Here is a 25261-nt window from a genome sequence, read left to right as displayed (position 1 = left end):
CAGCCGACCGCGGCCGACACGGCGCGCGCCGCCCCACGGGGTCCCAGCGCGGAGCGAGCGGCGCCTCCAGGCACGGGTCGCACGGCACCCCCGGCGACAGATTCGGAGCGCGGGGCCGATGCGCCGCGCGCACCGCTGGAAGATGCCGAATCACCGCCCGCGCCCGTGCCTTCGCCTGCGCCTGCGCCTGCGCCTGCGCCTGCGCCTGCGCCTGCGCCGACCCCCGCCCCGCGCGCGCCGGAACTGGTGTTGCCCCGTGCAGAGGATCGCCGTCCCGACGCGTTCTCACGTCCGCTGCCTCCAGCGCCCGTGCCTGAGCCGCCCGAACCCGTGCCAGTGCCAGTGCCAGCACCAGCACCAGCACCAGCACCAGCCACCGCGCAGCCCGTCCCGGCAGCACCCGCGCCCGAGACGCAGCCGGCCGAGGCCGCGCCGGCTCCCTTGCCAGCGCCGCCTGCTCCGGCACCCGCACCCACGCCTGCACCTGCACCTGCACCTGCACCTGCACCTGCACCTGCACCTGCACCTGCACCCGTGGTGGCCCGACCGTCGGACGCTGCCTCGCAAGCAGTGACGGAGCCTATCCCTGTGACGCCTGCGCCTCCTGTGCGCCCGGCGCCGACGCCCGAGCCTGTCGTTGTGCCGGCAGCGCCTCCGGCCCTGCCCCCGCCGGCGCTGCCCGCACCGACGCCAATCCCACCCGCGCGGCCGGCGGTGGCCCCAGCCGCGGCGACATCGACATCACCACCCGTGACGGCACTGCCGCCCACGCCCGTACCGGTACCCACACCGTCGCTGCCGCCCGCCACGGCGAAGCCGCCGCGACCGTTCCTGCCTGGTGTGCCTGGCTACGACGCCGAGGGTGCCACCGACGTCCCTGGCACCCGCGGCGCTGCCACCGCACCGGCCACCGGTGCCAGTGCACCCCCCGCGCCCTTGAACCTGAACCTGCCGGGGTCTGCTTCGATGGGCCCGACGAGCACGCAACGCGCGCCGGGCCTGCTTCCCTTGTTGCAGGCACCCCCGGATCGCCGGCCCAAGCTCAGCGAGGAGATTCAGAAGTCGGGCAAGCCCGATTGCCGCACGGCCCACGCCGACAAAGGCCTGTTCGGCGCGCTGCCGCTGGCCGCCGGTGCGCTGGGCATCGACCCGGGCTGCCGCTGGTAGGCACCGCGCGCTGCGCGGCGGTCGTTCACCGCGCCGGTGAACTGGCCGTCTCGGAGTTGCTCGCGTTCGCGCTGGCCGCGGTGAAAGGGGCCACCGGCGCGCTGGCGGGTGCGGGCGCCGCAGCAGACGGCGCCCTGTTGAGCACACGCGCAGCGGCGACGTGCAGCGGCACCGTCAGGCCGTGTTGCGCCGTGGCGGTCGACACTTGCTGGCCCTGCGCGCTGCCGTGCGCCGCGAAGTCGCCACCCTTGTCGTAGATGAAGCGCGTGAGCGCGCCGACCTCGGCGTCCGACAGATCGCTGCCGACCAGCATCAAGGCGGCCGTGGCCACGCTTCGAACCGGTGCCGGCTGCGTGGCGTAGGTCCCGGCCGGCACGGTGTGCGCGAACAGGCCGCTCTTGTCGGCCGTCAGTTTCGTGGCCGCGTCGGCGCTGAGCGGGAGCAGGCGCAGTGGTATGGCCGCGATCGCGTCGCGGATGCTGTCGGCCGGCACCCCGATCACCTGGATCACCGCATCGACCTCGCCCCGCTGCAGGCCGATCAGCGCATCGGCCAGTGGCAGTTCGATGGCCTTCACATCGCTCGATCGCAAACCGTGTGCATCGAGCACGCGCAACGCGGTCGTGCGAGACGCCGAGCCGGGCCGCCCGATGGCCACGCGGCGGCCGCGCAGGTCGGCGGGCGTTGCGTAGGGCGCATCGAGCCGCACGAGTACATGTACCGGTTCGGGGTAGAGGCTGCCCAGTGCACGCAGCGTGGGGTCGGCCCCGCCGTGCGCGAAGGCGCCCTTGCCGTCGTAGGCGGCGAGCGCAGCATCGGCCTGCACCAGCGCCAGCGAAACCTTGCCGGCACGCAGCAGATCCAGGTTCTCCTCCCCGCCGAGCGTGACGAGCGGCATCGTGCGGCCGGGCTTGAGTTCGGACAGCGCACGCGCAAAGCGAAGGTACTGGCCGTGCTCCGGCCCGGCAGCGATGGCGTAGCCGTTGGCTGCGCGCGCGAGGCGGGCGTTGATCGTCGCGTGAGCGAGCGCCAGTTCCTCCTCGACCACCGCAAGCGTGTCGGGCGACGAGTCCTTCTGCACCGACTCGATCACCTTGCGCATCGCGTCAAGGATCGCCGCTGGGCCGCGTGCCGGTGCGCTGGTGGCATAGGCTGGCGCTTCGGATGGCCGGTAGCCCGCCGGAGCCACGGCAACCCAATTGTCGCCATCGCGGCGGTAGAGCGCGGTGCCGCGGGCGCGGACCTGATCGCCGGCCTTGTTGCCGCCCGACTGGACGCCGACGATGCCCTTCGGCCCGGTGCCGAGCGCCGACACCAGGCCGGCCATGCCGGGTGCGTCCCATGCGCCGAAGTCGATGTCGCGTTCGACCTTCAGCACCGCGTCGAAATAGACGACGCGGCGCGTTTCGTTGCGCGCCTTGGTGTCGGCCTGCGAGCCGCGGCGCACGAACTCCACCAGCGTCACCGACCCGGGTGGTAGCGCCTGCGCGAGGCGCAACGTCACATCCTTGCGAAGCACCTCGGCATCGGGCCCGGCGGTGCAACCCGCGAGACCCGAAAGCAGTGCGAAGACCAGCAGCAGGCAACGCATCGTCAACCTCCGATGAAGGGCAGCGGCAGGATCAGCGTCAGCAGGAAGGCGTTCATCAGGTCGATGAAGAACGCCCCGGCCAGCGGCACGATCAGGTAGCTCTGCGGCGCGGGACCGTACTTCGCTGTGATCGCCTGCATGTTGGCCATCGCGGTCGCGGTGGAGCCGACGTTGAAGCCGATGAACGCGGCACTGGTCACCGCGGCTTCGTAGTCGCGGCCCATGAGCCGGAAGCAGACGAAGACCGCATACACGATGATGACCGCCACCTGGGCGACGAGTATCACGATCATCGGCCCGGCCGCGCGGGCGACCTCGATCACGTCGAGCACCATCATTGTCGTCACCAGAAAAAGCGACAGGCATACGCCCGCGAGCAGCTCCGAGGCGCGATCGTCGAAGCGCACGCGGGCGAACGGCGCCAGGTTGCGGATCGCGATGCCGAGCAGCATGCACCACAGGAACCCCGGGATCGTGACGGCACCGCCCGAGAACCTCGAGGCCAGCCATTGCCCGCCGAGCACCGCGGTCAGGATGCCGGCCAGCGCCAGCAGCACGGCCACTGTGCCGATGGGTTCGCGCGAGGGTGCAGCCTCGTCCCCGTTGTCACCCGGTGCATCGGCCGCCGTGCCGCTCGAGCGCAGCCGGTGCCGCGTAATCAGGAACTGCGCGACCGGGCCGGCGATGATGCCGCCGACGATCAGGCCCATCGTCGCCACCGTCATCGATAACTCCATCACCGACTGCAGGTTGTTGTAGTCGGCGAAACGTTCGGCGTAGGCCGCGCCGGTGCCGTGGCCGCCCACCAGCGTGATCGAGCCGGCGACCAGGCCATAGATCGGGTGCAGGTCGAGCAGCTTCGCCACGCCGACGCCGACCGCGTTCTGCACCAGGATGTAGGGGAACAGCACGATCAGGAAGATCACCAGCGCGCGCCCGCCGCGCCGGAGCTGGCGCAGGTCGGCCGTCATGCCCACGCCGGCGAAGAACATCAGCAGCAGCAAGGGCTTGAGCGTCTGGTCGACCACCAGCTTGACGTCGAAGAGCGCCCAGGCCACCGAGGCGATCAGGGCGAACATCACGCCGCCGGTGATGGGGTCGGGAATGTTGTAGCGCGAGAGCAGCCTGACCCGGCGGTTGAGCAGCGTGCCGATCAGCAGCACGACGACCGCGGCCAGCAGCGAGGCAACGGGATCCAGAGTGATCGCTGAGTTCATCCGGTGATTTCACAGTGCGCGCGCGTTCCTGTCGATGGGGTTTGCCTTTGAGGGGCTATCGTCCGGAACAATGCGGCCTGCACCGGCGACGCCACAGCCCTCGGCCGCCCGGTGCGCAGTTTGCATCCGAGAACCTGAGGAGGACCCATTGACAGTCACCCCGCCCGCCGCCGCCCCACAGGCCCGTGACCCCGCCGCGACAGCCACCCGCGAGCCGGTGCTCGACACCATCGAACGCGTCTGCGAACTCTGCTTCGGCCTCTTCATGGCGCTGACCTTCGTGGGGGCGGTGTCGGTGGCCAGTGATGGCGCGCATGCCGGGCGGGTGATGTTCAACACCGCGCTCGGATGCAACCTCGCCTGGGGGCTGGCCGACGCGGTGATGTACCTGGTGCGAACGCTGTCACAACGCGCACGCCGTGTCGCGCTCGCCACCGCTGTGCGCGCCGAGGCCGACGCCGTGCGCGGCACGCAGATGGTCCACGCCGAACTGGGCAGCGTGATGCGCACCCTGGTGAGCGATGCCGACCTCGAGCCGATGCGCCGGCGCCTCGTGGCGCTGCCCGAGCTGCCGATGCGCGCCACCCTGGTCGGGCGCGACTTCGCCGCAGCCGCCGCGGTCTTCGCCATCGTGGTGCTGGGCACGTTCCCGGTGGCGCTGCCGTTTCTGCTGCTCGACGAGAAGCCCGCGCTGCTGGCCTCGCGTGTCCTCACGCTCGCCATGCTGTTCGCCTGCGGGATCGCGCTCGGCCGCTATGCCGGTGGCGGCGGCTGGAAGGCGGGCCTGGCGATGACGGTCGTGGGTGTGCTCCTGACGGCGGCGATCATCGCGCTCGGCGGCTGAGGCTGCCCGGTGCGCCCCTTGACTGCGCCACTCACCCGCGCCCGAAGTGGGCGAACAGGAGCGCAAGCACCACCAGCGTGAGGGCAGCGCTCAGGCACTTCCAGAACAGCACCGGGTTGCGCTCCACCAGCGCGGGCCGCGTGTCGCGCACGAACTCGGCGTTGGGGTGGCGCAGGTCGTGCGTGAACTCGGACAGCGCCTCGTACCGGCGCAGCGGGTCCACATGCAGGGCCTTGCGCAACACGGCATCGATCCACGCCGGGGTCTCGCGGTCTTCGGACAGCACCGAGTCGTAGTGCAGGCGCTTCTGCGCCGTGCGTGTGCGTGACTTGGCCACCTCGGCGCCGTAGGGCAGTCGGCCGCTGAGCATCTGGTAGGTGATCACGGCGAGCGAGAACAAGTCCGAGCGCTCGGTGCCGGGCTCGCCGAGAAAGTACTCGGGCGCGGTGTACTGCACCGTGCCGAGGATGGGCTCGGGCGCGTCGCCCGGGCCGTTGCGCTCGGTGACGCCGGCCACGCTGACAGAGCCGAAGTCGATGATCTTCACGGTGCCGGTGCGGTCGATCATGATGTTCTCGGGCCGCAGGTCCTGGTGCAGCATCTCCAGCCGGTGAAAGGCCTGCAGGCCGCGCGCGATCTGCTCGACGATGCCGCGCACGCTGTCCAGGCTCGGGCGGGGGTGGTCCACCATCCATTGCGCGAGCGTCTGGCCCTCGATGAACTCGGTGGCCACATAGAGAAAGCGGCGCTCGCGCGTGGGCGGGTAGGGCTTCAAGACGTGCGGGCTGCTGATGCGCCGCGCCACCCACTCTTCCATCAGAAAGCGCTCTAGGTAGTCGGCATCGCCCTGCAGGTCGGTCGACGGGGTCTTGATGACGACGGCCGCCTGCGTCTCGTTGTCCAGCGCAAGGTGGATGTGGCTGCGGTGGCTGGCGTGCAACTCGCGCACGACGGTGTAGCCGTCGATCACGCTGCGCGCTTCAAGCGCCGGTGGCAGCGGCAGGGCAGAAAGCTGCTGCTGGATCTCGCTCACCTGGCCGTGTTGCGGCAGTTGGTCGACCACCACGATTTGCGCCGTGAGGTTGTCGGTGCTGCCGCGCTCCAGTGCCTCGTCCACGAGCGCGCGCGCGCCGGCGTCGAGATCGTTGCGGTGCCGCGCGATGGTGTGCGCGATGAAGGCGTCGTCGACGAACTCGTAGACGCCGTCGGTCACGAGCAAGAAGGTGTCGCCCACCGCCACCTGCAACGTGAGGTAGTCGATGTCGATGCGCGGGTTGAAGCCCACCGCGCGGCTCAGGTAGCTCTGCGATTCGGAGATGCGCACGCGGTGGTCTTGCGTGAGCTGCTCCAGGCTGTGTTCGTGCACCCGGTAGACCCGGCTGTCGCCCACATGGAAGACATGCGCGGTGGCCGACTTGAGCACCAGCGCGCTCAGCGTGCACACATAGCCGCGGTCCATGTCGTAGCGGTGCGGGCTTTGCTGCGTCTTGGCGTGCAGCCACGAGTTGGTGGCGCTCAGCACGCGTTCGACCGACTTCTTCACCGACCAGGCTTCCGAGGTGCAGTAGTAGTCGTCGATCAGCCCCAGCACCGCGAAGCGGGCGGCGACCTGGCTCACCTCGCTGCTGCCGATGCCGTCGGCCAGTGCGGCCACGATGCCCTTGGAGTTGAGCAGCGCGCCCTCGGGGGTGCTCACGCCATGGAAGTCCTGGTTGACCTCCTTGTGGCCCTTGTCGGAGTGTTGCCCCGTCGAGATCTTCAGTTGCTGGTTGGCCATCGTGCGCTCATGAAAAAGCCCCGGGCCCTTGCGGGGCCGGGGCTGGCTCACTGTAAAGGAAGGATGGGCCGATCAGGCCTTGCGCTTCGGTGCGGTACGCACGTGGGTCGAGTACAGCGTGAGGCCAGTGAAGGCCATGCCGCCCACCAGGTTGCCCAGCACGGTGGGGATCTCGTTCCAGATCAGGTAGTCGAGCAGCGAGAACTTCGCGCCCAGCAGCAGGCCCGAGGGGAAGAGGAACATGTTGACGATCGAGTGCTCGAAGGTCATGTAGAAGAACAGCATGATGGGCATCCACATCGCGAGCACCTTGCCCGTGACGGTGGTCGACACCATCGCGCCGACCACGCCGGCCGACACCATCCAGTTGCACAGCACGCCGCGCACGAAGAGCGTGAGCATGCCGGCCGCACCCCACTTGGCGTAGCCGAGCGTGCGGTTCTCGCCGATCACGCCGATGGCGTGTCCGACGGCGTTGGGTTCGGTCGAGAAGCCGAAGGTGGTCACGATGGCCATGAACACCGCCACGGTGAACGCACCGCCGAAGTTGCCGCAGAACACCAGGCCCCAGTTGCGCAGCACCCCGCCGAGGGTGACGCCGGGCCGCTTGTCGATCAGCGCCAGCGGGCACAGCACGAACACGCCGGTCAACAGGTCGAAGCCGAAGAGGTACAGGATGCAGAAGCCCACCGGGAACAGCACGGCGCCGAGCAGCGGCTGGCCGGTGTTCACCGTGATCGTCACGGCGAACCATGCAGCCAGCGCCAGGATGGCACCCGCCATGTAGGCGCGGATCAGGGTGTCGCGGGTGGACATGAAGATCTTCGATTCGCCCGCGTCGACCATCTTGGTCACGAACTCTGAGGGCGCTAGGTAGGCCATGGGAAATCCTTCTATTGGTGCGTGGAAAAGAAATGCCACGGCCTTTCAGCAAGAAATGAGCCAAATCGGGGATTCCCGAGCGAGGGAACGGGCCGCAATGGGCTTTCTCGCCCTTGCTTGGTGAATGGAAAATGAACGAAACTGATTTGGCGCTGCTGTGGTGCGCCGAGATGTCGTCTTTTGGTGCGGAAGCGCACCGGGCGGGTGAAGCGTTAGCCGCTGCGGTTACGGCGCGTCGCCGAGCGCTTTCGCACGCGCTGCAAGCAACGCGCTCTCCTGCGCGTTGCGCGCCAGTTGCGCGGCGCGATCGAACTCCGCCCTCGCTTCGCCGCGGCGCCCGAGCTTGGCAAGCAAGTCACCGCGCACGCTGGGGAGCCAGTGGTAGTTCTGCAGGGCCGGGTCGTCGCGCATCGCGTCGATGAGCGCGAGCCCCTCGGCCGGGCCGAAGGCCATGCTCACCGCCACGGCACGGTTCAACTCCACGATGGGCGAGGGCGCCGTCTGCGCGAGCGCGTCGTACAAGGCCACGATCTGCGGCCAGTCGGTCTCACCAGCCGTGCGCGCACGCGCGTGGCAGGCGGCGATGGCGGCCTGCAGCGCATAGAGCCCGAGCGCGCCACCCAGCGCCTCGGCGTGTGCGAGCGCGTTCAGGCCGCGGCGGATCAGCAGGTGATCCCATCGCGCGCGGTCTTGCTCCAGCAGGAGCACGGGCCTGCCTTCGGCATCGACACGTGCAGCGGTGCGCGAGGCCTGCAGTTCCATCAGCGCGAGCAGGCCATGCACCTCGGGCTCGTCGGCCGCCAGGCCCGCCAGCACGCGGCCGAGGCGGATGGCCTCGTCGCACAGCGAAGGGCGCATCCAGTCGTCTCCCGAGGTGGCGGTGTAGCCCTCGTTGAAGATGAGGTAGATCACTTCGAGCACCGACCCCACACGCTCGGCGAGCGCATCGGGCGGTGGCAACTCGAACGGCACCTTGGCCGCGCTGAGCGTGCGCTTGGCGCGCACGATGCGTTGCGCGATGGTGGGCTCGGGCACGAGGAAGGCGCGCGCGATCTCGGCCGTCGAGAGGCCGCCCAGCAGCTTGAGCGTGAGCGCCACGCGCGCTTCGGTCGAGAGCACCGGGTGGCAGGCGGTGAAGATCAGCCGCAGAAGGTCGTCGCCGATGCTGTCAGCACGCCGGGCGTCGAGGCCGTCGACGAAGTCCGGCACGATCAACGCCTCCTGGGCTTCGAGTTCGTGGCCGATCTCTTCATGTTTGCTCTGTAGTAGCTTGTCGCGGCGCAGGTGGTCGAGCGCGCGGTTCTTGGCCGTGGCCGTGAGCCAGGCGCCCGGGTTGTCGGGCACGCCGCGCTCGGGCCAGTGCTCGAGCGCGGCGATGAGGGCGTCCTGGGCGAGTTCTTCGGCCAGGCCGACATCGCGCACCATGCGCGCGACGGTCGCGATGATCTTGGCCGCTTCGATGCGCCAGACCGCCTCGATCGCCGCATGCGTGGTGCTGTCGGGGGCCCCGTTCATCAGGCGTTCGGTGGCGGGGCGTTCGGGTCCATGTACATCAGCTCCCACTGGTGGCCGTCGAGGTCGGCGAAGCTGCGGAAGTACATGAAGCCGTGGTCCTTGGGCACCTCGGGCGAGCTGCCCCCGGCCGCGAGCACCTTGGTGACCAGCGAGTCGACCTCGTCTCGGCTCGCACACGAGAGGCAGATCAACACCTCGGTGCTCTTGTTCGCATCGGCCACTGGCTTCTTGATGAAGGTCTGGAAGAAAGGCTCGGTCAAGAGCATCACGTAGATCGCGTCGCTGACGACCATGCACGCGCCTTGGTCGTTGCTGAAGTCCGGGTTGAAGCCGTACCCCAGGCTCTCGAAGAACGCGCGCGACTTCGGCAGGTCCTTCACCGGCAGGTTGACGAAGATCTGGTTGTTGGTGGTCATGTTGGTTCCTCTCGCTTCGCTCAGGGCTTCTCGGCGAGCGTCTTCAGTGTCGCCAGGCCGTTCTCGAAATCGGTGCCGATCATCTTGTCCATGTTGAAGAAGATGCCCATCAGCTTGCCGATGTAGGGCGTGTGGCCGCGCATCGCCCAGGTGACTTCGGTGGCGGGGCCCTGGGGTGCCAGGTGAAAGTCGACCTCGTTGCTTGCGGCCATCGGCTCGGTCATGTCGAGCTTCATCGACACCGTGTTCGGGCCGCGTGGCTCCACGATGGTGATGCTGCCGGCGCCCACGTTCTTGTCGCCCGAGAAGTCGAAGGCCGCGCCCGGCCCGGCATTCGGGCCGCGGTAGCTGCCCTTCATCTGCGGGTCCTTGCGGTTGTAGGGGTTCCATGTGTTGAAGGCGTGCATGTCGTTGATCAGCGGGCGGATCTTGTCCGGCGACGCGTTGACCACGAGCTTGCGCTCCACCTGCAGCGTGTCGGGCCGCGTGGCCGCATAGATCAGCAGCGCGCCCAGCGCCACGACCACGATGACAACAATGGACTTGATCATGGCCGGGCCTCCGTGGCGATATGCAGGTCGCGAAAGCGCTTGACCGCTTCGCCGGGGTTGAAGTCTTCGAGTTCGAACAGTTGGCGCACCTCGATCTCGGCGTCTCGCCCGCCGCCGATGGGTGAAGGGAAGCGGCGCGTCCACTCGATCGCCTCTTCGCGCGAACGGGCCTGGATCAGCGTGTAGCCGGCGACCAGCTCCTTGGATTCGGTGAAGGGCCCGTCGACGAGCGTGCGACGGCCGCCGCCGAACTTGATGCGCCAGCCCTTGGCGGTGGGCAGCAGCCCGTTGGCGTCGAGCAGCACGCCGGCGCGTGCCAGCTCCTCGTGGTAGTCGGCCATCTGTGCCATCAGCGCCTCTTCGGGCAGCACACCGGCCTCTGAGTCGGCGGTGGCTTTCACGATGATCATGAATCGCATGTCAGCTCTCCTTGCGGGGTGGGTGGGGTGTTCACATCCACACGACGAGCAGGACCGGCCTGATTCGACAGGCCGTTGGCGATTTATTCGTAACAGGGGGCCACGGCGCGCACTTCGAGCGTGGCCCAGGCGGCGGCCGGGCACTCGCCGGCGAGGGCGATGGCTTGCTCGCGCGTGGCGCAGTCGACGAGGAAGAAGCCCCCGATCAGCTCCTTGGCTTCGGCAAAGGGCCCGTCGAGCACCTGCTTCTTGCCGCCGCGCACCGCCACGCGTGCGGTGTGCTGGTCTTGCGACTGCAGCGATTCGCCCGCGAGCAAGAGGCCGCGCGCCTTGAGCGATTCGCGCCAGTGCAGCATCTGGGCGTAGAGATCGCGGCCTTCGGCCTCGGTGCGCGTGGCGCGCTGGCCTTGGGGTTCGTGGATCAGCAGCATGTAGGGCATGGGCGTCCTCGGGTGGGTGGGCAGGGCGGACAGAAGAATAGACGACACCACGATCTCATGTGCAGGGACCTCTGCCGGTGTGTACTATGGATCGCGATCTGACCGACACCCACCGCGGGAACCCCTCCACATGGAAGACAGCTCGAAATTTGGCGCATCCCTGACCGAAGATGGTCGGGCGCGGCTGCTCATCGAGGCTGTCACCGACTATGCGATCTACATGATCGACGCCGAGGGCCGCGTCACGAGCTGGAACCCCGGCGCGCAGCGCTTCAAGGGCTATACGGCGCGCGAGATCATCGGGCAGCACTTCTCGCGCTTCTACACGCCCGAGGACCAGGCCGCGGATCTGCCGGCGCGCAACCTGCTGCGGGCCAAGACAGACGGCAAGTTCGAGGAAGAAGGCTGGCGCGTGCGCAAGGACGGCAGCCGCTTCTGGGCGAGCGTCGTGATCGACGCCGTGCGCGACCCCTGGGGGCGCCTCTTCGGATTCGCCAAGATCACGCGTGACTTGACCGAGCGCCGTGCGGCCGAAGAATCGCTGCGGCGCAGCGAGCAGCAATTCCGCCTTCTCGTGCAGGGCGTGACCGACTACGCCATCTACATGCTCGACAACCAGGGCATGGTGAGCAGCTGGAACGCAGGTGCCGAGCACATCAAGGGCTACAAGCCCGCCGAGGTGATCGGCCAGCACTTCTCGCGCTTCTACCGCCCAGAAGACCAGGCCCGCGGCGACCCAGGGCGCGCGCTGGAGGTGGCGCGCCGCGAGGGGCGCTACGAGGCCGAGGGCTGGCGCGTGCGCAAGGACGGCAGCCAGTTCTGGGCCAACGTGGTGATCGACGCCATCCGCAACGATTCGGGCGAGGTGATCGGCTTTGCCAAGATCACGCGCGACGTGACCGCCAAGCGCGAGGCGCAGCATGCCCTCGAAGAGGCGCGCGAGTCGCTCTTCCATTCGCAAAAGCTCGACGCCATCGGCCAGCTCACCGGCGGCGTGGCACACGACTTCAACAACCTGCTGATGGTGATCCTGAGCAGCCTGGAGCTGCTGCGCCGCCGCATTGGTGACGACCCCAAGACGCTCAGCATCCTCGACAACGCCGTGCGCGGCGCCAAGCGCGGAGCCTCGCTCACGCAGCGCATGCTGTCGTTCGCGCGGCGGCAGGACCTCAAACCCACGGCGGTCGATGTGGTGGAGCTTGTGCATGGCGTGGCCGACCTGCTGCGCCGCTCGCTCGGTCCCACCATCACGCTCGACATCCCCAAGCGCGGCGAGCCGCTGCTGGTGTTCGTCGATGCGAACCAGCTCGAGCTCGCCTTGCTCAATCTGGCCGTGAACGCGCGTGACGCCATGCCCGGTGGCGGAACGGTGAGCATCCACACCACGGCCGAAGACGTGAGGCCCGGCGCCGGCCCCGCGAAACTCGCACCTGGCCGCTATGTGCGCGTGACCCTGTCCGACCGCGGCATGGGCATGGATGCGCCAACCCTCGCGCGTGCCTCGGAGCCCTTCTTCACGACCAAGGGGCCCGGCAAGGGCACGGGGCTGGGCCTGTCGATGGTCGAAGGGTTGGCCTCGCAGTCGGGGGGGGCGCTGGTGCTGACGAGCGTGCCGGGCGAGGGCACCATGGCCCAGGTCTGGTTGCCGGTGGCCGATGTTGCGCGTGCGACTGCGGTCCCGATCGCGGCGGCGACAGGCCGCGTACCGCGCACCGCACGCGAGCCCTTGAACGTGCTCGCGGTGGACGACGACAGCCTCGTGCTCACCAACACCGTCGCGTTGCTCGAAGAGCTGGGCCACCACGTGCAGGGCGTGGGCTCGGCCGAAGAGGCGCTGGGTGTGCTGCAGGCGGGGCCGCATGTGCAACTGCTCCTGACGGACCACGCCATGCCCAAGATGACCGGTGCGAGCCTGGTCGAGGCCGCGCGCCGGCAGTCGCCGCAGCTGGCCACCGTGCTGGCCACCGGCTATGCCGAACTCGAGGCCGAGTTGCCGCCGGGCGTCATCAAGCTCGCCAAGCCCTTCGACATCGACGAGCTCGACCGCGCGATCGACGACGCGATGCACCGCGCGCGGCCCGTTGCGCAACAGGGCTGACGCGCTGCTCGTTGGGGGCACAATCCGCCCGCGCCATCCGGCGCCAAGCCCACAGCATCCTTTGCATCGAGGACATATCCCATGGCTACTACCCGCTCCGCCGCCTTGCTCGCCGCGCTCCTGCTCGCGCCCACGCTGGCACTCGCCCAGATGGCCGCCGCACCGTTCGACGGCCGCCTGAAGAAGATCCAGAGCAGCAAGACCATCTCGGTGGCCTACCGCACCGACGCGATGCCGTTCTCGTTCGAAGACGCCGAGAAGAAGCCCACGGGCTACACCGTCGACCTGTGCCGCCGCGTGATCGGCGTGATCGAAAAGCAGATCGGCGTGGCGCCGCTCGAGATCAAGTGGGTGCCGGTGACGCTGCAGACGCGCTTCAGCGCCGTCAACAGCGGCCAGGCCGACATGGAGTGCGGCGCCAGCACGGTGACGCTCGGCCGCCTGAAGGAAGTCGACTTTTCCTCGCTGGTGTTCGTCGACGGCGCCGGCGTGCTGGTGCGCAAGAGCACCGAGGGCATGTCGCTGTCCGCCCTGGCCAACAAGAAGATCGGCGTGATGACCGGCACGAGCAACGAGCGCGCGCTGAACGAGGCGCTCAAGGCCAAGGTCGTAACCGCCACGGTGGTGCCCGTCAAGACGCGCGAAGACGGTCTTGCGCAGCTCGAAGCCGGCACCATCGACGCCTTCGTGGGCGACCGCGTGCTGCTGGTCGGCCTGGCCGGCAAGTCCAAGGATTCAGGCTCGCTCGCGCTGATGGCCGATGCCTTCTCGTACGAGCCTTACGCCATCGCATTGCCGCGTGGCGATTGGGCGCTCAAGCAATCGGTGAATGCGGCCCTGTCGCAGATCTACGCAAGCGCCGCGCTGCCCGAGCTGTACGGCAAGTGGTTCGCGCCGCTGGGCCGTCCCTCGCCAGTTCTCGAAGTGATGTACGCGCTCGGCCGCCTGCCCGAGTGACCGTCTGGCCCTGCGCCGCCGAGTCGGGATGACTCGCGCCGCAGGGTGGGCCGCTTCTCGGGGAGTGGCCCGCCCCTCCCCGCAGGGTTGGCGGGTCGAGCAGGGGGCGTCATCGCGCTAGCCGCCAGTGCCTTGAGGGTGTCTCGCCTGCTCGACAAAGGCTTGCAGGTAGTCGATCTGCACGTCGGCCTCGCGCGCGCCCAGAAAGATCTGCTTGGCGATGCCGTGGCGGCCGAGCTTCACCGGCACCACGGCCATCGTCTCGGTGTACTCCTCGACAAGCCAGCGCGGCAACGCGGCCACGCCGCGGCCGCTGGCCACCATCTGCAACATGATGTCGGTGGTCTCGATGGTCTTGTGCCGCTTGGGTGAGATGCCGGCGGGCATCAGGAACTGGGTATAGACGTCGAGCCGGTCGATGTCCACCGGGTAGGTGATGAGCACCTCGTTCGTGAGGTGCTGCGGCTTCACATAGGCCGCGCCCGCAAGCGCGTGCTCTCGGTTCACCACCAGCACCTGTTCGTAGTCGAACACCGGCTCGAAGTGCAGGCCGGGCTTGTAGAGCGGGTCGGGCGTCACCAGCAGGTCGATCTCGTAGCCGAACAGCGCGCCGATGCCGCCGAACTGGAACTTCTGCTTCACGTCCACATCGACGTCCGGCCAGCGCGCCAGGTAGGGCGCGGCGATCTTGAGCAGCCATTGGTAGCAGGGGTGGCACTCCATGCCGATGCGCAGCGTGCCGCGCTCGCCCTGCGCGAATTGCTTGATGCGCTCCTCGGCCAGATCGAGTTGCGGCAGCACGCGGTTGGCAATGGCCAGCAGGTACTGGCCGGCCTGCGTGGGCCGCAGGCTGCGGCCTTCGCGCAGCCAGATCTGCGTGCCAAGCTGCTCTTCGAGCTTGCGCATGGTGTGGCTCAAGGCCGATTGCGTGAGGCACAGCACGCCGGCCGCTGCTGTCAGCGACCCGTGCTTGTCGACCTCCCGGACGATGGAAAGATGGATGCGCTCAAGCATGAACAGAATTCATCCATTGGTGAGAAATGACCATTTTACGTCATGGCTTGCGCTGCCTAGCATTCGCGCCATCAACCTGATGGAAGCAGCATGCCCACGATCAAGACCCACAACCTCGGCTTTCCCCGCATCGGCGCTCGCCGCGAACTGAAGTTCGCGCTGGAGTCGTACTGGAAGAACCAATCGTCGCGCGACGAGCTCAAGTCCATCGGCGCGCAACTGCGCCAGCGCCACTGGGTGCACCAGATCGACCTCGACCTGGCGCCCGTGGGCGATTTCGCCTTCTACGACCAGGTGCTCGACATGAGCTTCACGCTCGGCAATCTGCCCGACCGCGTGCGTGACTTCCATGGCGACGCGCTCGACAACTACTTCCGCGTGGCGCGCGGTCGCTCGGCCAAGTCGTCCGAGGAGAACGCCTGCTGCGGTGGCCATGGCGGCGTGGCCGCTGGTGAGATGACCAAGTGGTTCGACACCAACTACCACTACATCGTCCCCGAGTTCAAGGCGGGCACCGAGTTCAAGCTGGATGCCTCGCGCCTGCTGGAGCAACTGGCCGAGGCCAAGAAGCAAGGCGTGAAGGCCAAGCCGGTGATCGTCGGACCGGTCACGTACCTTTCCATCGGCAAGAGCAAGGACGACTCCAACCGCCTCGCGCTGCTGCCCAAGCTGCTGCCGGTGTACGCCGAGCTGCTGGACACGCTGGCCGCGCAGGGCGTGGAGTGGGTGCAGGTCGACGAACCCATCCTCGTGACCGAACTCGATGCCGATTGGCGCCATGCCTTCAACACGGCGTATCACGACCTCAAGGGCTGCAAGGTGAAGATCCTGCTGGCCACCTACTTCGGCCAGTTGCAGGAGAACGCCCACCTCGCCGCCAACCTGCCGGTGGCCGGCCTGCATGTCGATGCCATCAACGGCCGTGACGACGTGCTGCCGCTGCTCGGCATGCTGCCTGCCCACAAGGTGCTGTCGCTGGGCGTGATCAACGGCCGCAACATCTGGAAGACCGATCTCAACGCCGTGCTCGACTGGGTCGAACCGCTGGCGCAGCGCCTGGGCGAGCGGCTGTGGATCGCGCCGTCGTGCTCGCTGCTGCACGTGCCGGTCGACCTGGGCCAGGAGCGCAAGCTCGATGCCGAAGTCAAGTCGTGGCTCGCTTTCGCGCTGCAGAAGATCGAGGAGTTGAACGTTCTGGCGAGCGCGCTCAACCGCGGCCGCGATTCGGTCAAGGCCGCGCTCGCTGCGAACCAGGCCGCCATCACGGCCCGGCGCAACTCGCCGCGCGTCAACAACCCCGCCGTGAAGGCTGCCATCGCGAAGATCGATGCGAAGCTCGGCCAGCGCATGAGTGGCTATGCCGCGCGTGCCGCCAAGCAGGCCAAGGGGCTGAAGCTGCCCGCCTTCCCCACGACCACCATCGGCTCGTTCCCGCAGACGGCAGAGATCCGCCACGCCCGCAGCCAGTACAAGGCCGGCGAGATCGACGAAGCGGCCTACACCGAGGCGATGCGCGCCGAGATCGCCCATTGCGTGAAGGAACAGGAGGCCTTGGGCCTGGACGTGCTGGTGCATGGCGAACCCGAGCGCAACGACATGGTCGAGTACTTCGGCGAGCAGCTCGACGGTTACGCGTTCAGCCAGTTCGGCTGGGTGCAGAGCTACGGATCGCGCTGCGTGAAGCCGCCCATCCTGTTCGGTGACATCAGCCGCCCGAAGGCCATGACGGTGAACTGGATCCAGTACGCCGCATCGCTCACCACCAAGCCGATGAAGGGCATGCTCACCGGCCCGGTGACGATCCTCAACTGGTCGTTCGTGCGCGACGACCAGCCCCGCTCGGTGTCGTGCAAGCAGCTTGCCCTGGCGATCCGCCAGGAGGTGCTCGATCTCGAGCAGGCCGGCATCCGCGTGATCCAGATCGACGAGGCCGCGTTGCGCGAAGGCCTGCCGCTGCGCCGCGCGCAGTGGAAGGAGTACCTCGACTGGGCGGTGGAGTCGTTCCGCATCACCGCCAACGGCGTGGCCGACGAAGCGCAGATACACACGCACATGTGCTACTCGGAGTTCAACGACATCATCGGCGCCATCGCCGACATGGACGCCGACGTCATCACCATCGAAACCTCGCGCTCCGACATGGAGCTGCTCGATGCCTTCAAGGACTTCAAGTACCCCAACGAGATCGGCCCGGGCGTCTACGACATCCACTCGCCCAACATCCCGAACGAGGACTACATGGTCAAGCTGATGAGGCTGGCCGCCGAGCGGGTGCCCGCCGAGCGCCTGTGGGTCAACCCCGACTGTGGCCTCAAGACCCGGCAGTGGGCCGAGGTGACGCCGGCGCTGACCCACATGGTGTCGGCGGCGAAAAAGCTGCGCGCCGAACTGGCCTGATCCTTCCCGTTGCCATTTGCATCCCGGCCTGTGTGCCGGGATTTTTCATTTCTGTGCGCCACTTTCCAATGGGCGTCGGGTTGGTGTCGGCGGATCGCTTGAACGCAGCGCGATCGTGGCAAAAGTCTCGGATCGCGCGAGGTGCCCTGCACACACCCCACTCCTGGGGACTTTCCCAGTGGTCTGGGCCGGCCAAGCTCAGAGTCCGCTTTCAGACCATCACGCAAGTCCTTATTTATGAAGCACTTTTTACGTGCCTTTGCCGATTGAGGAAGCGTGCCTAAGTGCTTGATTCCATTGATTTTTCTTTACAGATTCCGTTGACCCTGCCTCATTCCATGAGCTACAGTGCAATTAAGTGCACTTCAGTGGGTTTTTGTGGCAAACATCGTGTTTCAGGGGCCTGCGGGGCTGACGCTGGACGGCAAGGGGCGTATCGCCATGCCGTCGCGTCACCGCGAGGTCCTGTCCGCGATGGGCTGCAGCCAGCTCACCATCACCAAGCATCCCGAAGGCTCGTTGATGATCTTCCCGCGCCCCGCGTGGGAGAACTTCCGCGAGCGCGTCGCCGCGCTGCCCATGGAGGCCGCCGGCTGGAAGCGCATCTTTCTCGGCAACGCGATGGACGTGGAGATCGATGCCTCGTCGCGCGTGCTGATCGCCCCTGAGCTGCGCGCTGCCGCGGGCCTCACCCGCGACGTGATGCTGCTCGGCATGGGCAGCCACTTCGAGCTCTGGGACGCCGCCCGCTACGCCGAGCACGAGGCCCGCGTGATGCAGTCGCCGATGCCCGAGGCGCTGAAGAGCTTCAGCTTCTGAGCGAGACCTTCATGTCCGCGCCGGCCACCCCGTTTGAACACACCACCGTGCTTCTGAATGAAGCCGTGGATGCGCTCGTGACCACGCCCGACGGCACCTACCTCGACGGCACCTTCGGCCGCGGCGGGCATTCGCGCCTGCTGCTCTCGCGGCTTTCGCCGAAGGGGAGGTTGATCGCGATCGACCGGGACCCCCAAGCCGTTGCCGCTGCGACATCAGGTGCAACGCGGGTCGATGACCCGCGTTTTTCCATCCATCACACAAGCTTCGCGAACATGGTGCCCACCCTGGCCGCGCTCGGCGTGGACAAGGTGCACGGACTTCTGCTCGATCTGGGTGTGTCTTCCCCGCAGATCGACGACCCCGATCGTGGGTTCAGCTTCCGCTTCGACGGGCCGCTGGACATGCGCATGGACACGACCCGGGGCGAAAGCGCCGCGGATTTTCTGGCCCGCGCCGACGAGCGCCTTATCGCGGAGGTGATAAAGAACTATGGGGAAGAACGGTTTGCTCTACAGGTTGCAAAGGCGCTTGTTGCTCGGCGCGAGAGCGGGAATCCTGTTCGAACCACCGCCGAGCTTTCCTCGGTCGTGGCTGGCGCGGTCAAAACCCGCGAAGCGGGCCAGAACCCTGCAACGCGCACATTTCAAGCTCTACGGATTTTCGTCAACGCCGAGCTTGAGGAACTCGAGCAGGGTCTGAGCGCGGCGCTCGACCTGCTCGTGCCTGGTGGCCGCCTCGCGGTCATCAGCTTTCACTCGCTCGAAGACCGCATCGTCAAGACCTTCATTGCGAAGGAAAGCAAGGAGGTCTTCGACCGCCGTGCACCCTTCGCGGCACCGAAGGCGATGCGGCTGAAATCGATCGGGCGCGTCAAGCCGGGTGACACCGAGGTCGATGCCAACCCGCGCGCGCGTTCGGCGGTGATGCGCGTGGCCGAACGAACCGAGGTGCTCGCATGACCCGGTTGAACGTGATCCTGCTCGTCGCGCTCGTGATCAGCAGCGTGTACCTCGTGCGCGTGTCGTACGAGTCGCGCCGCCTGTTCGCGGCGCTTCACAAGGCGCAGAGCGAGGCGCACCAACTGGAGATCGATCACGAGCGGCTGAAGGCCGACCAGCAATCGCAGGCAACGCACCTGCGCGTGGAGCGTGTCGCGCGCGACCGCCTGGCCATGCGCAGCGCCACGCCCGCGGTCACGTACTACGCCACCTACGCCGCCTCGGCACCGGGGGGCGCGCGATGAAGATCCAGGGCAAGGCCGCGAAGGCAGCCAACAAGGCCGGCGCCGTCAGCGTGCGCTCGGTGATGTATTCGACCAGCCCGCTGCTGGCCTCGAAGACGCCGCCCTGGCGCTCCAAGTTCCTCGTCGGCCTGGTGGGGCTGGGCTTTTGCGTGCTGGCCGGGCGGGCGGTGTACGTGCAGATCGTCGGCAACGACTTCTTCCTGAAGCAAGGCGAGATCCGCTACGCGCGCACGCTGGAGTTGTCGGCCAGCCGCGGGCGCATCACCGATCGCAACGGCCTGATCCTGGCGGCAAGCGTGCCCGCGCCCTCGCTGTGGGCGATCCCCAAGGAGTTCGAGGCCGACAAGAAGCAGCGCCAGCAGCTCGCGCGCCTGCTGGGCATGAGCACGAGCGAGCTCGCGGGAAAGCTCGACGACAGCCCCAACTTCGTGTGGCTGCGCCGGCAGGTTGACGAGCCGGTCGCCAAGGAGGCGCTGGCACTCGGCATCAAGGGCCTGCACCAGGTGCGCGAGTTCAAGCGCAAATACCCAGAAGGCGAGGCGGCTGCGCACGTGGTGGGCTTCACCAACGTCGAAGAGAAAGGGCAGGAGGGCATCGAGCTCGCCTTCCAGAAGGAGCTGCAGGGCCGCAACGGCACGCGCCGCGTGGTGAAGGATCGGCTCGGCCGCGTGGTCGAAGACATCGGCGAGAGCGTTCAGCCGGTCGATGGCCGCGACATCCAGCTCTCGGTCGACTCCAAGGTGCAGTTCTATGCCTACCAGCGCATCCGCGATGCAGTGGCCGAGCACAAGGCCAAGGCCGGCAGCGTGGTCGTGCTCGACGTGCAGACCGGCGAGGTGCTGGCGCTGGCCAACTACCCGAGCTACTCGCCCGGCGACCGCCAGAACCTCTCGGGTGGCCAGTTGCGAAACCGCGCGTTGACCGACACCTTCGAGCCCGGCTCGACGATGAAGCCTTTCATCATCTCTTTGGCGCTCGAGAGCGGCCGTGTCACGCCCAAGACCGTGATCTCCACCGCACCGGGCTGGATCAACATCACCGGCTCGACCATCCGCGACGCCCACCCGCACGGTGACCTCACCGTCGAAGAGGTGATCCAGAAATCGAGCAACGTCGGCACCGTCAAGATGGCGATGCAGATGCCGGCGCGCGAGATGTGGGAGATGTACACCCAGGTGGGTCTCGGCCAGCGTCCGCAGATCGAGTTCCCCGGCGCAGTCACGGGCCGCCTGCGCCCCTACAAGACGTGGCGCCCGGTGGAGCAGGCCACCATGAGTTACGGCTACGGCCTTTCGGCCAGCTTGTTCCAGCTCGCTCGCGCCTACACCGTGTTCGCGCGCGACGGCGAGTTGATCCCCACCTCGATCGTGCACACCGACGGCCTGCCCGGCGATGCCCAGGCGCCCGGGGTGCGCGTGATGTCGGCCAAGACGGCGCGGGCGGTTCGTCACATGCTGCAGATGGCGGCGGGCCCCGGCGGCACCGGGCCCAAGGCGCAGACCATGGGTTACTCGGTGGGTGGCAAGTCGGGCACCGCGCACAAGCAAGAGGGCAAGGGCTACGCCGAGAAGAAATACCGCTCGTGGTTCGTTGGCATGGCGCCCATCGACAAGCCGCGCATCGTGGTGGCGGTGATGGTCGACGAGCCCAGCAACGGCAAGTATTTCGGCGGCGATGTGGCCGCGCCGGTGTTCAGCGAGGTGGTGCAGCAGACGCTGCGCTCCATGAGCGTGCAGCCCGACCTCGAAGTCAAGCAGCAGATCGTCACCAACAAGCTGCCGGCGGTGGAGGAGAGCTTCTGATGGCGCAGCTCACCGCCCTGCACGACGTGGGCAGCGCCGTCGCCTGGCTGCGCAGCCGCGGCGTGCGCAGCCTGCGCACCGACAGCCGGCGCCTGCAGGCGGGCGATGCCTTCATCGCGTGGCCCGGCTATGCCCACGATGGCAGGCAGTTCGTGCCCGCCGCGCTGGCTGCCGGCGCCGCGGCCTGCCTGGTCGAAGCCAAGGGCGCCGAGGCCTTCAACTTCGATGGCGTGCAGGTTGGCGCGCTGTCGGGCCTGAAGGCTGCCACCGGGCCGCTGGCAAGCGCCTGGTACGAGCAACCCAGCCGCGCGCTTGACGTGGTGGCGGTCACCGGCACCAACGGAAAGACATCGACCGCGTGGTGGGTGTCGCAGTCGCTCAGCCTGCTCGGTCGCCGCTGTGGCGTGGTGGGCACGCTCGGTGTCGGCGAAGCGCCCTCGGCCGCCGCGCCGGGCGCCGAGATCAAGCCCACCGGCCTCACCACGCCCGACCCGGTGACGCTGCAGGCGGCATTCAGGGGCTTCGTTCAAGAAGGCTTCAAGGCCTGCGCAATCGAGGCCTCGTCGATCGGCATCGTCGAGCACCGCATGGCCGGCACGCAGCTCGCCGTGGCGCTGTTCACCAACTTCACCCGTGATCACATCGACTACCACGGCAGCATGGAGGCCTATTGGTCGGCCAAGGCCGAACTCTTCGCGTGGCCCGGCCTGCGCGCGGCGGTGATCAATGTCGACGACGAACGCGGCGCCGAATTGGCGCCCACGCTCCCTCATGGGCTCGGCGTGTGGACATACAGCGCCAAACCGCCGCAGCGCAATGCGCCGCCTGCACGGCTGCAGGCCAGCGAGATCGGCTACGTCGATGGCGGCCTCGTGTTCAGCGTCGCTGAGGGGGGCGAGCCGGTGACTGTGCGCACCGCGTTGATCGGCGACTACAACGTGTCGAACCTGCTTGCCGTGATCGGCGGGCTTCGCGCGCTCGGGGTGTCGCTGGCCGACGCTGCGCGCGTGTGTGCCCAGCTCACTCCGGTGCCCGGCCGCATGCAGCAGATGGGCGGCGGCGAACAGCCGGTGGTAGTGGTCGACTACGCCCACACACCCGATGCGCTGGAGAAGGCCTTGCAGGCCGTGCGCCCCCTGGCCGACGCGCGCAAGGGCACGCTGTGGTGCGTGTTCGGGTGCGGCGGCAACCGCGACGCCACCAAGCGCCCGCTGATGGGCGCGATTGCCGAGCGGCAGGCCGACCAGGTGCTCGCCACCAGCGACAACCCGCGCAACGAGGCGCCGGGCGAGATCCTGCGGCAGATCGTGGCCGGCATGGCGCGGCCCGACCGCGCCATCGTCGTCGAAGACCGCCGCGCTGCCATTGCGCAGGCGATCGCGCAGGCGCAGCCGCAAGACGTGATCCTCGTGGCCGGCAAAGGGCATGAGGCCGACCAGGAAATTGCCGGTGTGAAGCACCCCTTCTCCGATGTGGCCGAAGCGCAGGCCGCCCTGGCCGGGAGGGCTTCGTCATGATGATGACGCTCGCCCAAGCGCACGCCATGCTGCCCGGCTCCACGCTCGTGGGCGACGGCCAGGTGCCCATCAGCCGCGCGCACTCCGACACGCGCACGCTGAAGGCGGGCGACCTGTTCGTCGCGCTGCGCGGCGAGCGCTTCGATGCGCACGAGTTCCTGGCCCAGGCCAAGGCGGCAGGTGCGGTGGCTGCACTGGCCGAACGCGGTCTGGCCGAAGCCGGCCTGCCGGGTCTGCAGGTGGCCGACAGCAAGCAGGCGCTGGGCGCGCTCGCGGCGGCATGGCGCGAGCGCATCCAATTGCCGGTGATCGCCGTCACCGGCAGCAACGGCAAGACCACCTGTACGCAGATGACCGCGTCGGTGCTGCGCGCCTGGCAGGGCGATGCGGCCTTCTGGACCGAGGGCAACTTCAACAACGACATCGGCGTGCCGCTGACGTTGCTGCGCCTGCGCGAGCAGCATCACGCCGCCGTGGTCGAACTCGGCATGAACCACCCGGGCGAGATCGCCGGGCTGGCCGCGATGGCGGCGCCCAGCGTTGCGCTGGTGAACAACGCGCAGCGTGAGCACCAGGAGTTCATGGCGACGGTCGAAGCGGTGGCGCGAGAGAACGGCTCGGTCTTCGCGGCCCTCGGCCCGAGCGGCACGGCGGTCTTCCCGGCCGACGACGAGTACGCGCCGCTGTGGCACCAGCTCGCCGGCACACGGCCGACGCTGACCTTTGCACTCCAAGGCGTGGCCGACGTCACCGCCGATGCGCAGTGGGTCCATGAAGACGGCCCGAACGACCATTGGTCGCTGATGCTGCACACGCCCGCCGGCTTTGCCGCCGTGCAATTGCGCATGCCTGGCTGGCACAACGTGAAGAACGCGCTCGCCGTCACCGCGTGCGCCCTGGCCGCGGGTTGCCCGCTCGATGCGGTCGTGCGCGGGCTCGAAGCCTTCGAGCCGGTCAAGGGACGCTCGCAACTCAAGCAGGGCGTGGTGCAGGGCGTGCCTGTGTCGCTGGTCGACGACACCTACAACGCCAACCCTGATTCGGCCCGTGCCGCAATCGAGGTGCTGGCCTCGCTGCCCGGCCCGCGTTGGCTGGTGCTCGGGGACATGGGCGAGGTGGGCGACCAAGGCCCGGCCTTCCACCGCGAGGTGGGGGCCTATGCACGCACGCATGGCATCAATGCCCTCTGGACGGCCGGCAGCCTGAGCCGCTACAGCGCCGATGCCTACGGCGGCGAACACAACGGCAGCGCGCGTCACTTCAACAGCGTGGCCGATCTGCTGGGTGCGCTCAAGGCGGCGCCCGAGTGCGCCTCGGTGCTGGTCAAGGGCTCGCGCTTCATGAAGATGGAGCAGGTGGTGGCGGCGCTCCTTCACAACAACACAACCCAACAACAAGGAGGCCCGCACCATGTTGCTTAGCCTCGCCCAGTGGCTGCAGAACCTCTACCCCGATCAACTGGGCTTTCTGCGCGTCTTCCAATACCTCACCTTCCGCGCCGTGCTGGCCGCCATGACCGCGCTGCTCATCGGCCTGGCCTTGGGGCCGTGGGTGATCCGCCGCCTGACGGAGTTGAAGATCGGCCAGCCGATCCGCGAGTACGGCGTGCAGGCGCACATCGCCAAGAGCGGCACGCCCACCATGGGCGGCGTTCTGATCCTCCTCGCCATCGGCGTGAGCACGCTGCTCTGGTTCGACTGGAGCAACCGCTTCGTGTGGATCGTCATGCTGGTCACCATCGGCTTCGGCGCCATCGGCTGGTCGGACGACTGGCGCAAGGTGGTGCACAAGAACCCCGAAGGCATGCCGTCGCGCGAGAAGTACATGTGGCAGTCGCTGATCGGCCTCGTGGCGGCGATCTACCTCGCGTTCAGCGTGTCCGAAACCTCGAACCTGCGCGTGCTCGAACTCTTCATCCGCTGGGTGCAGAGCGGCTTCAGCAATGACCTGCCGCCCAAGGCGGACTTGATGATCCCGTTCGTGAAGTCGATCAGCTACCCGCTGGGCGTGTTCGGCTTCATCATCCTCACGTATCTCGTGATCGTCGGGTCGAGCAACGCGGTCAACCTGACCGACGGCCTCGACGGCCTGGCGATCATGCCGGTGGTGATGGTCGGCTCGGCGCTCGGCGTGTTCGCCTATGTGGTGGGCAGCTCGGTCTACAGCAAGTACCTGATCTTTCCGTACATCCCGGGCGCGGGCGAGTTGCTCATCTTCTGCGCCGCCATGGCGGGTGCGGGCCTCGCGTTCCTGTGGTTCAACGCGCACCCGGCGCAGGTGTTCATGGGCGACGTGGGCGCGCTCGCGCTCGGCGGCGCGCTCGGCACCATCGCCGTCATCACGCGGCAGGAAGTGGTGCTCTCGATCATGGGCGGCATCTTCGTCGTCGAGGCACTCTCGGTGATGCTGCAGGTGAGCTGGTTCAAGTACACCAAGAAGAAGACGGGCACCGGCCGCCGCATCCTGAAGATGGCGCCGCTGCACCACCACTTCGAGAAATCCGGTTGGAAGGAGACGCAGGTGGTGGTCCGGTTCTGGATCATCACGATGCTGCTGTGCCTGGTGGGCCTTGCGAGCCTCAAGTTGCGTTGA

The 25261-nt window shown here is 67.8% G+C and carries 22 protein-coding genes; 12 read left to right on the top strand and 10 right to left on the bottom strand.

Annotated features, from left to right (window positions below):
* Window positions 1-750 precede the first annotated feature (750 nt).
* Window positions 751-1167 carry a hypothetical protein gene (locus tag AC1KAR_RS05715; RefSeq protein WP_480315409.1) on the top strand — a complete coding sequence of 139 codons (417 nt, stop codon included), beginning with the start codon at window positions 751-753 and terminating at the stop codon, window positions 1165-1167.
* 25 nt (window positions 1168-1192) lie between these two features.
* Here the strand turns inward: AC1KAR_RS05715 and AC1KAR_RS05710 are convergent, their stop codons facing one another.
* Both AC1KAR_RS05710 and gltS read right to left on the bottom strand, forming a co-directional pair.
* On the bottom strand, window positions 1193-2758 hold the full coding sequence (locus AC1KAR_RS05710) for a TAXI family TRAP transporter solute-binding subunit (protein ID WP_480315407.1): 1566 nt from the start codon (window positions 2756-2758) through the stop codon (window positions 1193-1195).
* Window positions 2759-2760: 2 nt separating this feature from the next.
* The gene (gene gltS / locus AC1KAR_RS05705) at window positions 2761-3975 is read right to left on the bottom strand and encodes a sodium/glutamate symporter (RefSeq protein ID WP_480315405.1); all 1215 of its coding nucleotides are present in this window, start codon (window positions 3973-3975) and stop codon (window positions 2761-2763) included.
* A gap of 148 nt (window positions 3976-4123) precedes the next feature.
* Between gltS and AC1KAR_RS05700 the strand changes: the two genes are divergently transcribed.
* Complete coding sequence (locus tag AC1KAR_RS05700) at window positions 4124-4819, top strand: hypothetical protein (protein ID WP_480315403.1); 696 nt, start codon at window positions 4124-4126, stop codon at window positions 4817-4819.
* A gap of 31 nt (window positions 4820-4850) precedes the next feature.
* Here the strand turns inward: AC1KAR_RS05700 and AC1KAR_RS05695 are convergent, their stop codons facing one another.
* The 7 genes from AC1KAR_RS05695 to AC1KAR_RS05665 form a co-directional block, all read right to left on the bottom strand.
* The gene (locus tag AC1KAR_RS05695; RefSeq protein ID WP_480315401.1) at window positions 4851-6596 is read right to left on the bottom strand and encodes a bifunctional protein-serine/threonine kinase/phosphatase; all 1746 of its coding nucleotides are present in this window, start codon (window positions 6594-6596) and stop codon (window positions 4851-4853) included.
* A gap of 72 nt (window positions 6597-6668) precedes the next feature.
* On the bottom strand, window positions 6669-7478 hold the full coding sequence (locus tag AC1KAR_RS05690; protein ID WP_480315399.1) for a formate/nitrite transporter family protein: 810 nt from the start codon (window positions 7476-7478) through the stop codon (window positions 6669-6671).
* 225 nt (window positions 7479-7703) lie between these two features.
* The gene (locus AC1KAR_RS05685) at window positions 7704-8993 is read right to left on the bottom strand and encodes an RNA polymerase sigma factor (protein WP_480315397.1); all 1290 of its coding nucleotides are present in this window, start codon (window positions 8991-8993) and stop codon (window positions 7704-7706) included.
* Window positions 8993-9409, bottom strand: coding sequence for a VOC family protein (locus tag AC1KAR_RS05680; protein ID WP_480315395.1), 417 nt, complete (start codon window positions 9407-9409; stop codon window positions 8993-8995). The genes AC1KAR_RS05685 and AC1KAR_RS05680 overlap by 1 nt, the downstream gene beginning before the upstream one ends.
* Before the next feature lie 20 nt (window positions 9410-9429).
* Complete coding sequence (locus tag AC1KAR_RS05675; RefSeq protein ID WP_480315393.1) at window positions 9430-9960, bottom strand: SRPBCC family protein; 531 nt, start codon at window positions 9958-9960, stop codon at window positions 9430-9432.
* A complete protein-coding gene (locus tag AC1KAR_RS05670; RefSeq protein WP_480315391.1) occupies window positions 9957-10379 on the bottom strand; it encodes a YciI family protein in 423 nt (140 codons plus the stop codon). The genes AC1KAR_RS05675 and AC1KAR_RS05670 overlap by 4 nt, the downstream gene beginning before the upstream one ends.
* An 83-nt stretch (window positions 10380-10462) precedes the next feature.
* Entirely contained in the window at window positions 10463-10819 is a 357-nt protein-coding gene (locus AC1KAR_RS05665) for a YciI family protein (RefSeq protein WP_480315389.1), read from the bottom strand.
* A 130-nt stretch (window positions 10820-10949) separates the two neighbouring features.
* Between AC1KAR_RS05665 and AC1KAR_RS05660 the strand changes: the two genes are divergently transcribed.
* Together AC1KAR_RS05660 and AC1KAR_RS05655 are read left to right on the top strand one after the other, a co-directional pair.
* A complete protein-coding gene (locus AC1KAR_RS05660) occupies window positions 10950-12917 on the top strand; it encodes a hybrid sensor histidine kinase/response regulator (RefSeq protein ID WP_480315387.1) in 1968 nt (655 codons plus the stop codon).
* An 81-nt stretch (window positions 12918-12998) separates the two neighbouring features.
* Window positions 12999-13874, top strand: a complete 876-nt coding sequence (locus tag AC1KAR_RS05655) for an amino acid ABC transporter substrate-binding protein (RefSeq protein ID WP_480315386.1) — start codon at window positions 12999-13001, stop codon at window positions 13872-13874.
* A gap of 117 nt (window positions 13875-13991) precedes the next feature.
* Here AC1KAR_RS05655 and AC1KAR_RS05650 read toward each other — a convergent pair whose 3' ends face one another.
* Window positions 13992-14888 carry a LysR family transcriptional regulator gene (locus tag AC1KAR_RS05650; protein WP_480315384.1) on the bottom strand — a complete coding sequence of 299 codons (897 nt, stop codon included), beginning with the start codon at window positions 14886-14888 and terminating at the stop codon, window positions 13992-13994.
* Window positions 14889-14978: 90 nt separating this feature from the next.
* Here AC1KAR_RS05650 and metE point away from each other — a divergent pair, with 90 nt between their 5' ends.
* The 8 genes from metE to mraY all read left to right on the top strand — a co-directional run bounded on the left by metE (window position 14979) and on the right by mraY (window position 25261).
* Window positions 14979-17285 (top strand): 5-methyltetrahydropteroyltriglutamate--homocysteine S-methyltransferase, encoded by a 2307-nt coding sequence (metE, locus tag AC1KAR_RS05645; RefSeq protein ID WP_480315382.1) that lies wholly within the window; start codon window positions 14979-14981, stop codon window positions 17283-17285.
* Between the two features lie 378 nt (window positions 17286-17663).
* A complete protein-coding gene (locus tag AC1KAR_RS05640; protein ID WP_480315380.1) occupies window positions 17664-18104 on the top strand; it encodes a division/cell wall cluster transcriptional repressor MraZ in 441 nt (146 codons plus the stop codon).
* 11 nt (window positions 18105-18115) lie between these two features.
* On the top strand, window positions 18116-19066 hold the full coding sequence (rsmH, locus tag AC1KAR_RS05635) for a 16S rRNA (cytosine(1402)-N(4))-methyltransferase RsmH (protein WP_480315378.1): 951 nt from the start codon (window positions 18116-18118) through the stop codon (window positions 19064-19066).
* Entirely contained in the window at window positions 19063-19350 is a 288-nt protein-coding gene (gene ftsL, locus AC1KAR_RS05630; protein ID WP_480315376.1) for a cell division protein FtsL, read from the top strand. The genes rsmH and ftsL overlap by 4 nt, the downstream gene beginning before the upstream one ends.
* Complete coding sequence (locus AC1KAR_RS05625) at window positions 19347-21152, top strand: peptidoglycan D,D-transpeptidase FtsI family protein (RefSeq protein ID WP_480315374.1); 1806 nt, start codon at window positions 19347-19349, stop codon at window positions 21150-21152. Before ftsL ends, AC1KAR_RS05625 begins: the two co-directional genes overlap by 4 nt.
* Complete coding sequence (locus AC1KAR_RS05620) at window positions 21152-22669, top strand: UDP-N-acetylmuramoyl-L-alanyl-D-glutamate--2,6-diaminopimelate ligase (protein ID WP_480315372.1); 1518 nt, start codon at window positions 21152-21154, stop codon at window positions 22667-22669. Before AC1KAR_RS05625 ends, AC1KAR_RS05620 begins: the two co-directional genes overlap by 1 nt.
* Entirely contained in the window at window positions 22669-24090 is a 1422-nt protein-coding gene (locus tag AC1KAR_RS05615; protein WP_480317767.1) for a UDP-N-acetylmuramoyl-tripeptide--D-alanyl-D-alanine ligase, read from the top strand. The genes AC1KAR_RS05620 and AC1KAR_RS05615 overlap by 1 nt, the downstream gene beginning before the upstream one ends.
* A complete protein-coding gene (gene mraY, locus AC1KAR_RS05610) occupies window positions 24080-25261 on the top strand; it encodes a phospho-N-acetylmuramoyl-pentapeptide-transferase (RefSeq protein ID WP_480315370.1) in 1182 nt (393 codons plus the stop codon). Before AC1KAR_RS05615 ends, mraY begins: the two co-directional genes overlap by 11 nt.

This window comes from Piscinibacter sp. PDB1-1, from assembly GCF_056675995.1.
This window is presented reverse-complemented; position numbering and strand designations above follow the sequence as displayed.